Genomic DNA, 12665 nt, shown 5'->3' on the forward strand with positions numbered 1-12665 from the left:
CTGCGGCCCGCCTTCAGGCAGGTCTCTAGAGTGCAAGGCGTAACAGCTTGCCGTGCCGCGTCAATGGCGGCGGTTGGCTGTCCATGGCTCCGTCGTCATGCGGGCACCGCCTCGTCAACCGCATCGGCGGCAAAACTGTTTCGCAGCGAGCGGGCATAGTCTTCGCGGGTGCGTGCCGGAACCTTGGCAGCATACCGGCGCAGCGGGCGGTTCCGATGGGGCAGCGCGGTTGCAAGCCCGAGGCTGTCGACGAAGCCCGCCATTTCTCCGTCGTCGCGCATGCGCATGCCATGCAACTGCGGGATCGCCGCAATGTCGGGGGCGGTCAGGCCGAACTGCAACAGCGCGCGATAGGCGACGCGTTCGCGCAGCCCCTGCGCCAGCCGCAGGCCAAAGGTTTCGGCGATCTGTTCGAGGCGTGGATTGGTACGCGCCAGGTGCGATTTTTCGGCGATACGGATGCGATTCTTGACCACGATCCAGTCGGCCGGCTTGCTGCCGCGTTTTTGCTGCTCGGCCCGAAGATCGAGCACCGTGCGCGCGAACGGACCGGCCTCGCGCATTGTCTCGGTCACCGGGTCGAACCGCGCGAGCACGTCGAGATCGAAGAACGAGGCATTGACCGGGGTCACCAGCATATCGGCGATGGCAACGGCGCGGCGGACGACCGGCACATCGTGCCCGGGGGCATCGATCACCACAACATCGCATTTTGCACCCAGTCGTGCGATCTCTTGCGCCAGCATCGCGCCGCTCGGCCTGTCGAGCACGACGCAACGCGGGGTCGGCAGGTCGATCCCGAGGCAGACGGCAGTTCCATGCCGGTTTTCGATCGCTCGCGCAAAGCTGCGCTGGCGGGCATCGAGATCGATGGCAAGCACCTCGTGACCCCGATTGGCGAGCGCGATTGCCGTATGGAAAGCAAGCGTGGACTTTCCGACGCCGCCTTTCTCGTTAGCGAACAGGATCGTGTGCAACTTGGGCAGCTTGCGGTTGGACATGTCGTCCACGACGCGCGAAGCCACCTCGCCATTCGGCTCGCACGCCGTGCTGACCCAAATCGAAATATGAGAACCATCAGGTGTCATGCCCCGAACCACCCCCTCACCAATTGCCGTGCTGCGAGCCCGAATCGCTTCCGCGAGAAGCAATCTTGCTTAGAATCACGTTATCCACAAGAAATTTGCATGTTTGTGACTTGCACTGAGACATATTGATCGATCGCCTGTTTGCCTCTTCATCAACCCGATCAAAGCCCTATGTTGCTGGGCATAATGGCGCGAACACCCGCAGGCACACCACACGACCCGCGAGGGGCCGAGCGTTTCAACGAGGAGCGCGCGACCTATACGGTTGCCAGCGCGCAGCCGGACCTAGAAGCCGGGGTCAAGGCGATCCGCGAGACAGTGAAGACCCTGAAGCCGGTGCCGGGCGTCTACCGCATGCTCGACGCGCGCGGCGACGTGCTCTATGTCGGCAAGGCGCGCGCGCTGAAAAACCGGGTAGCGAACTATACTCAGGTGCAGGCGCTCTCCAGCCGATTGCAGCGTATGGTCAGCCAGTGCCGTGCGATGGAAATCGTCACCACCAACAGTGAGGCCGAGGCGCTGCTGCTCGAGGCGCAACTGGTCAAACGGTTCCGCCCGCCGTTCAACGTGCTGCTGCGCGACGACAAGAGCTTTCCCTTCATCCTGCTGCGGTCGGAGCATGACTTCCCGCGCATCATGAAACACCGCGGCGCGCGGCGGGCGAAAGGCAATTACTACGGACCCTTCGCCAGCGCAGGCAGCGTCAACACCACGATCAACGCGCTGCAAAAGCTATTCCTGCTGCGCAGCTGCACCGACAGCTTCTTCAGCCGCCGCGACCGGCCGTGCCTGCTGTACCAGATCAAGCGTTGCTCCGCGCCTTGCGTCGGGCGGATCGACCAGGCAGGCTATGCCGCGCTGGTCGGCCAGGCGAAGGATTTCCTGTCTGGTAAATCGGGCGCGGTGCAGACCGATCTTGAGCGGCAGATGGCGAAGGCGGCGGAAGCGCTGGATTTCGAGACTGCCGCAATCTTGCGCGACCGGTTGCGCGCGGCGACCTTCATCCAGGGTTCGCAGGCGATCAATGCGCAAGGCGTGGGCGATGCCGATGTCTTCGCGCTGGCTGCCAAAGGCGGGCAGGTGGGTGTGCAGGCGTTCTTCATCCGCGGTGGCCAGAACTGGGGCCATCGTGCGTTCTTTCCGGCGCACACCAGGGATGTCGACGACGCCGAAGTGCTGTCCGACGTGATGCTGCAATTCTACGAGGAAGTGCCTCCGCCGCCGACCGTGCTGGTCGACCGCGACCTGCCCGAGCGCGAATTGATGGAAGAGGCGTTCGGCGCGCTGGCTGAACGCAAGGTCGCGATCTCGATCCCGCAGCGGGGCGACCGGCGCCGGCTGATGGAGCAGGCGCAGCGCAACGCGATCGAAGCGCTCGACCGACGGCTGGCGGAAAGCGGTACCAAAGCGAAGATCCTGCGCGACCTTGCCGAATTCCTTGAGCTCGACGGCCCGCCGCAGCGGATCGAGGTTTACGACAACAGCCATATCCAGGGCTCGAAGGCGGTCGGCGCGATGGTGGTCGCGGGCCCCGAAGGGTTCCTCAAGAACCAGTATCGCAAGTTCAATATCAAGGAAGCGCAGGCGAACGACGATTTCGCCATGATGCGCGAAGTGATGCGGCGGCGGTTTCGGTCATTGGCGTCCTTCGAGACGCCTCAGACTGCGTCTTCGCCTCCTCAGGATGAGCGGGAATCATCCCATCCCGCTCATCCTGAGGAGGTGCCGAAGCCGATGGCAGAGGCATCGTCTCGAAGGACCGAGACCCACGAAACCGTCTGGCCCGACCTCGTCCTGATCGATGGCGGCAAGGGCCAGATGTCATCGGTCCGCGATACGCTGGAGGAAATGGGGATCGAGGACGTCCCGCTGATCGCGATTGCCAAGGGGCCGCACCACGGGCGCGAGGGGCGCGAGGTGTTCCACTTCCCTGACGGGCGCGAGAAGACGCTGCCGACCAATTCACCGCTGCTGTTCTATCTCCAGAACCTGCGCGACGAGGTCCACCGCTACGCGATCGGAGCGCACCGGGCGAAACGCAGCCGCGCAATCAGCGCCTCACCGCTCGACGAAATTCCAGGTATCGGGCCAGCGAGGAAACGCGCGCTGTTGCTGCACTTCGGTACAGCGAGCAAGGTCAGAGCGGCGGCGCTGGAGGATTTGCAGCGCGCACCGGGCGTGAGCGATACGGTCGCGCGCAAGATTTACGATTTCTATCACGCTGGCGGATAACCCGGCGCGTCGTTCAGCTTAACGGTTCAAACGCTGCTTTCGGCAGCGCGAGCGGCGGCTTTTTCCGCTTCGGTCTTCGCCCGTTGGACCGACACTGCGCGTGCCTGCTTGGCGAGGTCGCGCCAGGTCTTCTCCGCCCGCAATTCGCGATCGCGGACGTTGTCGAGCGTTGCCTGCTTTGCAGCGGCTGCTGCGGCGTCGGCGCGCTCGGTGTAGAATTCGTAGGATTGCGACATGCGGGACCTTCCAGTCGGTGACTGCGGGGGTGCGACGAGAATTCGCCGCGCCCCCGCAGGCAAAATCAGTCTGCCGACGACAGGTTCACGGCGCTTTCCTTGCCGTTGCGGCCCATCTCGACGTCGTAGTTGAGGCGCTGTTCCTTATCGAGCGAGTTCATCCCGGCAGCCTGGACCGCCGAAATGTGCACGAAGCTGTCAGCCGAGCCGTCGTCGGGCTGGATGAAGCCGTAGCCCTTGTCGGAGTTGAAGAATTTTACGGTGCCAGTTTTGGCCATGGATTGTTCCTTTCAAGAACACTGGGTTGCCCCCGGACGACAGGCCCGGAGGTCGTGCATCAAATCGTCCGATGAAAGGAAGTCGTCGTCTGGTTTTCGCCGGGGCCCGGAACGGGCAAGCGGCGTCGGCAAATCTCGAAGTCCGTCGCAAATTTCGACGTCAGCGAGGGTGCCTTAGCACAGGTTCGAGAATTCGCCTAATCTATTGCAGTGGGCACCATCCGCGCTCACCTTATGCGCTTCGTCTCACGCTCGGACCGCCGCGCCGGCCTCCTCTTGGTCCGGTCGGCATTCGCCGCCTTCACCGCGGATGCATCACAGCACGAACTCGACCTGCAGCCAGAACCGTTCGGTATCGACCGAAAATCCCTCAGCGTGATAATTGGCATATTTGGCCATCAGCCCGACCTTGCCAATCTTCGCCGAGATCACCGCATTCCATTCGCTGCCGTAATCCACGCTCCCCGCTGCGCTGCCAAAGCGGTGATGGATTATGCTTGCGCGCGGCTTGCCGGGCACCGGCAGCGTATAGCTGAAACTGGCGTAGGCATCCTCGAGCCCATCCGGAGGCGTGGTCACGAAAACATCCGCGAAACCGTTGAACTTGTGCTGCGAGCCAAACGGCATCTGGACCGCCGACCCGTTGTCTGAACCGAGAAGCTCCCATCCCAGGCCGACCGCGAAACTGCCCAGCGTGGCGTTGACTTCGGCCAACCCGTAATCGGCGGCAAAGTTGCGCACCGGATTGCGCCAGTCCGCCTGGCGCGCATAGCTGCCCTTCAGATCGATTTTCGCCTTACCCAGCGCCATCCCGCCTTGCGCCAGGACTCCGAATGTCTGGCTTGAATTGCCGACCGCAAAGGCCTCGTCGAAGTCGAGCAGATAGGCGAACGCCTTGACATTGAAGCCGGCGAGTTTCGTACCTGCGCCGAGCAGCACGAATTCGCCGTCGACCGCCTGCCTCGATCCGGCATCGATCCCGAACAGGGTGCGCTGCGCCGCGAGATAACTCGCGTCCAGTCGAACCGGGCCGATCGCCGTCTGACCGCGCACGGCATCGAATGTCTGTTCGTTCTGCCGCCATCCGGCCGACCCGATCCAGCGCTGGTCGTCGAGCTCGATCCTCTGGCGGCCAACGGTCAGCGCGGTGTCGCCCTTCCGCCAGTCCAGCTGAAGCCGGTTGAGCTCGATATTGGCGGGATCGGGTATGGCCGCGTAGGTCAGACGGCGTTGATCCTCTGCCTGCGGAAAGGGAAAGGCGTTGTAGTCGGTTACGAGCGCTGCGGTTGCTTCGCTTTCGGCGAGCAGGGAGAAATCCGCCCACACCGCCTTGGCCCCAACGCGCGCGCGCAGCGTTACCGCGTCCGCATCGCGGAGCGCATCGTCAAGCACCGCCGATTCGTATCGCAAGCGCAGGTCGACTTGCGGCTCTAGCTTGATTTCCTCCGCCGATCCGTGCCCCGGCATCAGGCAGGCAGCGGCAATCAGACCAATACCCGGCAATCGCATTCTGCCCCCCACAAGCTTCGACCGGAAACTGTCAGCCCCGGTGCTTCCTTAGGAGGCGTGCGTCAGCTTCGCCATAGCAGTCAGATTGCAGCTTGCCGGGAGCCGCTCTCATTCAGGCGCGCTCGCTCCACCCATGTCGCATGCACCCCGCTGCTGATCTTGTGCGGCAGCGCGCAGCGGCAGATCGGGCCTTTGGCGATGTCGCTCGCGTCGAGGATAGCGAATTCGCTGGTGCCGTTGTTCTCGTCGATCAGGAAAGTGACGAGGTAGCCATCGTCCTCTGACACAGCACCCTGGCGCGGCACCATCGGGCTTTCGCTGGCATAGACACCCTCGGGCAGGGTGAAGATCTGCTCCTCGCCCGTTGCGGTATCGTGACGGCAATAGCCATTGAACAGGAACCAGCCGGGCCTGGTCGTGGTCGACCAGACGTAACGGCTCGGGCGCATGGCGTAGTCGGGATTGATGGTGCCGAACTCCACGATCCGGTCCGACAGGCGCTGTTCGCGGCACTCGCCAGTCGAAAGATTGAACCGCCAGCGGTGGAGGCGGCACTGGAAACTGTGCTCGTCGACATAGGCCATCATGTGGGCATAGCGGCCATGCTCCGCGAGCGGCTGCGGCATCGGGCAGGACTGGTGGTAGCCCTCCAGCACCACCTCGTCATGCCCTTGCTCGTTCTTGGCCTCATAGGCGTTGGTCCAGTGGAGCACATAGGTCGGCTCGGCCTCGAACCAGCGAATCTCGTCCGGCTGACCGTGGCGCGGGATCAGCGCAAAACGCGTCGGCAGTCCTTCGTGCAGCCGCGCGGCATGGATGTCGCGTTCGAGCGCGTCGGCATCCCAGAACAGCGGCATGTCGTTGAGGATCGACCAGTTCTTCGTCACCGCCATATCGTGCGGCAGACGCGGCCCGGGCAGGGGGATCGGCACATAGTGGATACGCTTGCCGGCCTGGTCGACCACGCCGTAATGCATGTAGGGGGCGTGGACGGAGTAGTTGAAGAACATCAGCTCCCCGGTACCTTCGTCGACTTTCGGATGCGCCGATACGCCGTCGAGCGGACCCCACGGCGCCTTGCCGAGGTTTTCCAGCGTCTCCGGATCGAGCATCCACGCTTCGCCGCATTGGTAAAGGGTGGCGTAGGCCACCCCGCCGTGGACCACGATGTCGGTGCTGCCGGTGTCCTTGAGCCCGCCATGCGCGCCGAAACCGGGGCGCTGCGATGTCCCCGGCGGGTCCATCAGCCCGCCCCATAGCGATTGGCCCGCGACCTGCTCCGCCTCGAAGCAATGGGTACGAACGAAGCGGTTGCGGTAGCTTGCCTTGCCGTTTCTGATGCTGACCTGATGCACCATCGCATCGCCGTCGAACGGGTGGTAGCGGCCGAGTGGCTGATGCACCGGGTTCTCGGTATTGCGCAGGTAGATGCCGTCGATGTCCGCCGGAATGGCACCCTCGATCACCTCGAGCTCGTCGACCGTCACTTCCTCGTGGCATGGGGTCCAGGCACCCGACAGGTAGGGATGGTTCGACGGCTCTAACGTCGTGCGAACGGGCGGCAGCTTCGTGATCTGCATGGCAGTCCTCTCTTGGGTGCTGCAGGGTAGCGCGCGCATCCCTGCGCGCAAGCCGTGGAGATTCTCGTCCGATCGCGCGCAACAGAAGGACGAAATTAACCATAAGAGGGCCGTCGAAAGGTTAAGTCGCTGATTTTGTGACTGTTCTTATCCGGGAAAGGTCCACTTTGGTGGAAACGCCATCTTTACGTTGTTCGTGTACCGCCAACTTACCAAGGAACCGCCTTTGCTGCAGAAACTGCGATCCCTCTACGCCATCGAGCGTCTCCGCCATGCGGGCTTCGCCATCATTCTGGCGGCGCTGTTCTCTGCTGCCACGATTTTCCGCCCGATCGACATCGGTATCTGGTCGATGCAGTCGAAGATGTTCGACAAGCAGCCGAGCGGTGAGATCGCGCTGGTCACACTCGAAAGCTCCGACGCCTCGACCGGTGCCGTGGTGGCAAGTCGGCAACTCGTCGACACGCTCAACAAGCTCGAGGCCGACGGCGCAAAGCGGGTCGTACTCGATTTCCCGATCCGGAAGAGCGGTGCGGACAAACTCGATAGCGAGCTGCGCGAGACGCTGCTCGGATTGGGTGACAGGGCCGTGCTCACCCGCACAGTACGGACCGATCTCCTCGAGAGCAGGGCGGTCGCCGAAACCGACCCCTATTTCACGCGCGACATGCGGGTCGTCAGCAGCGATTACGAAACTGACTTCCTCGATTTCGTCTGGGGTGTGGACCCATACTACGCTCACCGACAGTCGAAGCTGCCTGCCATGTGGACGGTCCTCGCGGACGAAGGCGATCAGAAGCGCCCGGTCCAGCCCGACTACACCGTCCAGACGGCGGCGGTTCCACATGGAACCTCAACCGCGTTGATGAATGGTTCGACCATAGAGGTGGCCGGCAAAACTGTAGTCCTCGGCGCCACCGGCTCGCCCGCCCGCTCGGTCAAGGTTCCGAACGAGGGCTTCGTAACCTCCAGTCTCGTGCATATCGTTGGCGCGGAAACCGCGAAACGCGGGAGTGGCCAATTCTATGACTGGGGTATTTCGATCGCAGGATTCGGGATCGCGTTCTTCCTCCTCCTCGCAACATTGCGCACCCGCCGTCGCCGCCGGATCGGCTACGCACTGTGGATGCTTGCCATCGGTTTCGCCATTGTTGTCGCATCCGGACTGGGCATTCGAATTATCTTCACCGGACCGCTCGGCATCGCCGGCCTGTTTGCCATCCTTCGGTTCGCCGCGAACTTCAAGCGTCGCCATCTTCAGATCGAGCAGCGCAGCGGCTTGCCCAATTTCGTCGCGATGAACCGGGATTTGGGCAATCGCATCGGTGGCGAACGCATAGCGATTGTGGCCGTCAAGATCGCCCGCCTCGATGCGATATTCGCGACCCTGTCGCAAGGAGATCAAGGCAGATATTTGCGCCAGATTGCCGGGCGACTGTCGCTGGGAGAGCAAAGCCAGACAATCTACTACGACGGCGGCAAGAACCTCGCCTTCGTGCTGCCGATCGCCGCCTATAACGACCTTCAGGGTCACCTGGAGGGCTTGCGCGCCATTGCGTCGCAATCGGTAAGCCTGTCCCAACGGGACCTCGATGTCTCGATGACTGTCGGTGTCGACCAGTCGTTCGAGAAGCCGATGGCGAGCCGGCTCAACTCAGCGATCGCCGCTGCCGATCAGGCCCGCGAGGCCTATCGCCCGGTCTTCGTTATATCCGATTTCGAAGCAGATAGCGAAGAATGGGACTATTCGCTCCAGGCCCGACTGGAAGACGCGCTGTCGGAAGACCGCATCGGAATCAAGCTGCAACCACAGGCCAATCTGCAAACGGGCGAGATCATCGGTGCGGAGTCGCTCGCCCGGTGGGTCGATGAAAAGCATGGCGATGTCTCTCCGGCCCGGTTCATACTCCAGTGCGAAAGGGCAGGGCGTCTCGACGATCTGACCAAGCGCATCACGCACAAGACGCTGCGGGCCGCCGAGAGTCTCCTCGAGGACGGGTTCGAACCACAGATTTCGATCAATGTCTCGGCCATCCAGTTCGTCGACCACAGGATTGCGGATCTGGTCGAAGAGAACCTCGCGGCATGCCGGATGAACCCCGCAAATCTCGTGATCGAAGTAACCGAGACGGCGCGAATCGAGGACTTTGCCGTAGCGCGTGAAGTCTTCGAGCGGATCGGCAAGTCGGGTGTCAGGTTCTCGATCGACGATTTCGGTATCGCGAGTGCCAATTTCGATGCCCTGTCGGAACTGCCGTTCGATGAAATCAAGATCGATCTCGCCTTCGTGCACCGCATGCGCACCTCGCAGATGGCGCGATCGATCGTGTCCAACGTGATCCGCCTGGCGGGAGAGACCGGGCTGGTTTCGGTGGCTGAGGGAATCGAGGATCGCGAATCATACGAAATGCTGAAAGATCTCGGCTGCGATATCGGTCAAGGCTTCTATATCGCCCGCCCGTTAACCCTAGGTGAGTTGAGTGAAACGCTTGGTTTACAAAGAGATAGAGGGCGGATCATGCGCAGGATTGGTTAACAGTTTACAAAGCGTCTCGGTTAACATATTCTTCTGGTGCTAGTCGCAGCAGGAGATAGAACATGCGCTGGAAGTCAATCTACGATTGGATTTTCAAGTAAGATCCTGATCCATACGAACTAGAAAGGGTCCCTTGCGGGGCCCTTTTTTGTTTTCCGGGTCGAACTCGATAGGGCAGTCAGCTGCGTTTACGCCTGATCATGCCTTCTTGAGCTACGCTGGCCACCAGCTCGCCGGCCTGATTGAAGATGCGGCCGCGATTGAAGCCCCTGCCGCTGCCGCTCCACGGGCTGTCGGTGGCATACAGCAACCACTCGTCCGCCCGAGCCGGGCGATGAAACCAGATCGCATGGTCGAGGCTCGCGCCGACCAGTTCGCCGCGCATCCAGCTGAGGCCGTGCGGCAGCGCGCTGGTGCCAAGCAAGGTAAAGTCGCTGGCATAGGCGATCACTGCGCGATGGATCGCGGGATCGTCGGGCAAGGGGGCGACGGTGCGGAACCAGCTGCGCGCCTGCGGTTCCTTTTTCTCGCTGTTCATCCAGTGCAGCTTGTCGGTGGTGCGCATGTCGATCGGGCGCGGGCGGAGCATGAGGTTGCGCTGGGTTTCGGACATTCGCTCGCCCAGCTTCTCTACCACGCCCTTGCGGATATCCATGTCCGACCGGAGATCCTCTGGCGCCGGAACCTCCGGCATGGGTGCGTCGACATGCTCGAGGCCCTCCTCCGGGGACTGGAAGCTGGCGGTCAGGTTGAGAATCGGGCGGCCTTCCTGGCTCGCGACGACCCGCCGGTTGGCAAAGCTGCGGCCTTCGAAATCGCACGCGGTAGAATAGTGGATCGGGGGGCCTTCCTGCCCGCCACGCAGGAAATAGGCGTGCAGGGAATGGGCCTCTTTGCCGTCAGTGATCGTAGCCTGCGCCGCCTGGAGCGCCTGCGCGATCACCTGGCCGCCGAACATCCGCCCGACTCCGCCCTTTTGTGGGCGACCTTCGAACTCGCTGTCTCCTGCCGGTTCGACAGTCAGCAGACGGACGAGATTTTCGACCAGCTTCTCTGGCGGTGGCGGGGCGTTGCTTTGCGTTTCGCTCATCGCCGGCGCTTTGCGGCGCGATGCAGGCTACGTCAACGCACGAGACGGAGTTTCCGCAGCGCGCGATAGCCGAAGGCTTTGGCAGTGTTTCCGGCAGGCCAGCGCGCGGGGGGGGCCGGGGCGAGGCCGAACCGCCGCAGCACCCGGTTGAACCCGCGCGCATCGGCTTCGGCGAAGCTCCAGTCGCTGCGCCAGGTGATCGACAACGAGATCGAACTTTCCGGGCCGTTGCGCACGAAATGCGGGGTCATCACGGGGACGAACAGCCCATCTCCCGGGCCGAGCGCGAATTCGCGGCCATGCTGCGCAAAGCTGTCGTGCCAGGTCAGCTCGCGCGCCCCGCCGGAATGGTAGGTTTCGTGCACCTCGTCGGGGGCGAAGCGGCTGTCGCCTGCCGGGAACTGGGTCATCGCCTTCGAGCCGACGAGCTGGAGCAGGATGTTGTGCTCCGGATCGAAATGGTATGGCGTCACCGCATTGGGGCTCGAGATAAAGATGAAACCCTGCGGGCGCAGCATTGCGCCGGTCTTGCGCTCGATCTCGCCGCGCAATTCGCCCAGCAGGTCGAGCAACAGCGCTTCGTACTCGGGAACCTGCTCGATGTTCTTGAGCACCGCCCAGCTGTTGCTCGACGCGATATGACGGATGGTGTCCTCGATCGACAGGCCGTTGCTGCCGGGCTTGCCGTCGACCCCGATCGGCAGGTCGCCGCGATTGTACTCGATCGAGGAAGGAGGCAGCTTGCCCGCCAGCACGGCAAGCGAATCCAGTTCGAGCAGGACGTTCCTTCCCAGCCCATGGCGCAGGAGATGCGGGGTTTCGGGATAGTTGGCGGCGAATGTCGCACGGGCTTGCGCGCCGAAAACGGGCGGCGAACCGGTATCGTCCGGCGCGATTTCCTGCATCAGGCCCATGTCACAATTCTCCCATTTCGGTGCCCGCCTCGCGCCGCAGGATCTGGCGGCAGATCGACTGCCGCGCGCGTCCGCCGATGGCTATCGAGACACGCACGATGGTGCGCTTCTCGCGCCAGATGCGGTCGATCATCGGGTGGTCCTGCGACGCGCAACTGTCGCACCAATCGATCTGCGGATGGTCGAGCAGCGCGAGGTTTTCCAGCTGCAACAGCACGCCGGGCGAAAAGCGTGCGAAGCTCTCGTCGTAGGCCGTCTTGTAGGAGAACGCGCCCGGCGGGGTGAGGAAGTTCGCCAGCATGGCGATCGGCTTGCCGTCGAACCAGAACGAAAGGCGCTCGAGCTTTCCAGCCGATGCCGCACCGCCGAGCGTTTTGCGGAACATATTCGCGGTCGCCGGATCGCAGGCGAGAGCGGAGCCGTTTTCGCCCTTCCAGCCTGCCTTTTCCAGCGCGAGAAAAGCGTCGGTCCAGGCGAGGAGGCCCGTGTCGTCGCCTTCACGGCGAAATTCGAGCTGTCCCTCTTCGGCGAGGCGGCGATGCTGGCGCCGCAGCTCCTTGCGCTTCTTGCCGCTCATCGATGCTGCGAGATAGGCTTCCGGTCCGAGATCGGACTGGAGCAAGGCGCGCTCTTCGCGGTGGACGATGGCAGCCGGACGGGTCTGATCGGCCAGGATGCCGCGCAGGCTGGCCAGCAGCGGACCCTCTTCGTCAAGCTGCGACAGATGCAGGAACAGTGCGCTTCCCGCGCGTTCGTCCGCCCATTCCAGCAACGCGGTCCAGAAGGCGTCTTCCTGCCCGGAGGCAACCAGCGGCGTGCCGAGGAAGGCATTACCGTGCATCCAGTTGCGCAGATGGGGCAGGGGGTAGCGATAATACAGGCCGTGGCGAGCCACCGGGATCAGCCCGATCAGTGCGTCGCCGCTTTCAATCGTGAGGATGTCACACCGCCGGGCAGCATCGTGCGACTCCAGCGCAGGGAGCAGGGCCCACGGTTCGAGGAAGGGATTGGGTTCGGCCGCGTTCTCCGTCAGGCCGCGCCACATGGCGAGAAATCGACCGTCCGAGGCCGTTTCGCCCCACGGCCGCGACCGAATGCTCACCGGGCGCGGGTCGGCGCCTTGCACCTGGGCAAGTGCAGTCCCTTTCGCTTCCGGCGATGAGCGGCCCGCCATGCGTTAACCTTCGTTTCCCGCAGCAAAT

At 63.0% G+C, this 12665-nt stretch carries 10 protein-coding genes; 2 read left to right on the forward strand and 8 right to left on the reverse strand.

All coding sequences use genetic code 11. The annotated features are described in order from the left end of the window. Positions 1–95: 95 nt before the first annotated feature. Positions 96–1025, reverse strand: a complete 930-nt coding sequence (locus NSO95_RS13995; protein WP_257596927.1) for a division plane positioning ATPase MipZ — start codon at positions 1023–1025, stop codon at positions 96–98. Positions 1026–1274: 249 nt separating this feature from the next. Between NSO95_RS13995 and uvrC the strand changes: the two genes are divergently transcribed. Beyond that, on the forward strand, positions 1275–3320 hold the full coding sequence (uvrC, locus tag NSO95_RS14000; RefSeq protein ID WP_257596928.1) for an excinuclease ABC subunit UvrC: 2046 nt from the start codon (positions 1275–1277) through the stop codon (positions 3318–3320). Between the two features lie 26 nt (positions 3321–3346). Here the strand turns inward: uvrC and NSO95_RS14005 are convergent, their stop codons facing one another. From NSO95_RS14005 to NSO95_RS14020, 4 genes are all read right to left on the reverse strand, one after another. Beyond that, complete coding sequence (locus NSO95_RS14005) at positions 3347–3556, reverse strand: hypothetical protein (RefSeq protein ID WP_257596929.1); 210 nt, start codon at positions 3554–3556, stop codon at positions 3347–3349. A gap of 65 nt (positions 3557–3621) precedes the next feature. Continuing rightward, positions 3622–3834, reverse strand: a complete 213-nt coding sequence (locus NSO95_RS14010) for a cold-shock protein (protein ID WP_257596930.1) — start codon at positions 3832–3834, stop codon at positions 3622–3624. 315 nt (positions 3835–4149) lie between these two features. Continuing rightward, positions 4150–5301 (reverse strand): alginate export family protein, encoded by a 1152-nt coding sequence (locus NSO95_RS14015; protein WP_257596931.1) that lies wholly within the window; start codon positions 5299–5301, stop codon positions 4150–4152. A gap of 122 nt (positions 5302–5423) precedes the next feature. Then, entirely contained in the window at positions 5424–6923 is a 1500-nt protein-coding gene (locus tag NSO95_RS14020; RefSeq protein WP_257596932.1) for a carotenoid oxygenase family protein, read from the reverse strand. Between the two features lie 226 nt (positions 6924–7149). Here NSO95_RS14020 and NSO95_RS14025 point away from each other — a divergent pair, with 226 nt between their 5' ends. Continuing rightward, positions 7150–9459, forward strand: a complete 2310-nt coding sequence (locus NSO95_RS14025) for an EAL domain-containing protein (protein WP_257596933.1) — start codon at positions 7150–7152, stop codon at positions 9457–9459. Positions 9460–9637: 178 nt separating this feature from the next. Here the strand turns inward: NSO95_RS14025 and NSO95_RS14030 are convergent, their stop codons facing one another. From NSO95_RS14030 to NSO95_RS14040, 3 genes are read right to left on the reverse strand one after another with little or no spacing between them, the layout of a single operon-like run. After that, on the reverse strand, positions 9638–10549 hold the full coding sequence (locus tag NSO95_RS14030) for an acyl-CoA thioesterase (RefSeq protein WP_257596934.1): 912 nt from the start codon (positions 10547–10549) through the stop codon (positions 9638–9640). 32 nt (positions 10550–10581) lie between these two features. Then, positions 10582–11463 (reverse strand): transcriptional regulator, encoded by an 882-nt coding sequence (locus tag NSO95_RS14035; protein WP_436278040.1) that lies wholly within the window; start codon positions 11461–11463, stop codon positions 10582–10584. Position 11464: 1 nt separating this feature from the next. Then, positions 11465–12565, reverse strand: coding sequence for a GNAT family N-acetyltransferase (locus NSO95_RS14040; protein ID WP_257596935.1), 1101 nt, complete (start codon positions 12563–12565; stop codon positions 11465–11467). Between the last annotated feature and the right edge of the window lie 100 nt (positions 12566–12665).

This window comes from Parerythrobacter lacustris (assembly GCF_024626475.1).
GTDB classification, from domain to species: domain Bacteria; phylum Pseudomonadota; class Alphaproteobacteria; order Sphingomonadales; family Sphingomonadaceae; genus Parerythrobacter_A; species Parerythrobacter_A lacustris.

Bases quoted from the DNA above. Each gene is read 5' to 3' on its own strand.
- uvrC (WP_257596928.1), top strand. From the start codon at position 1,275: ATGGCGCGAACACCCGCAGGCACACCACACGACCCGCGAGGGGCCGAG.
- NSO95_RS14005 (WP_257596929.1), bottom strand. From the start codon at position 3,556: ATGTCGCAATCCTACGAATTCTACACCGAGCGCGCCGACGCCGCAGCA.
- NSO95_RS14010 (WP_257596930.1), bottom strand. From the start codon at position 3,834: ATGGCCAAAACTGGCACCGTAAAATTCTTCAACTCCGACAAGGGCTAC.
- NSO95_RS14015 (WP_257596931.1), bottom strand. From the start codon at position 5,301: ATGCCGGGGCACGGATCGGCGGAGGAAATCAAGCTAGAGCCGCAAGTC.
- NSO95_RS14020 (WP_257596932.1), bottom strand. From the start codon at position 6,923: ATGCAGATCACGAAGCTGCCGCCCGTTCGCACGACGTTAGAGCCGTCG.
- NSO95_RS14030 (WP_257596934.1), bottom strand. From the start codon at position 10,549: ATGAGCGAAACGCAAAGCAACGCCCCGCCACCGCCAGAGAAGCTGGTC.
- NSO95_RS14035 (WP_436278040.1), bottom strand. From the start codon at position 11,463: ATGGGCCTGATGCAGGAAATCGCGCCGGACGATACCGGTTCGCCGCCC.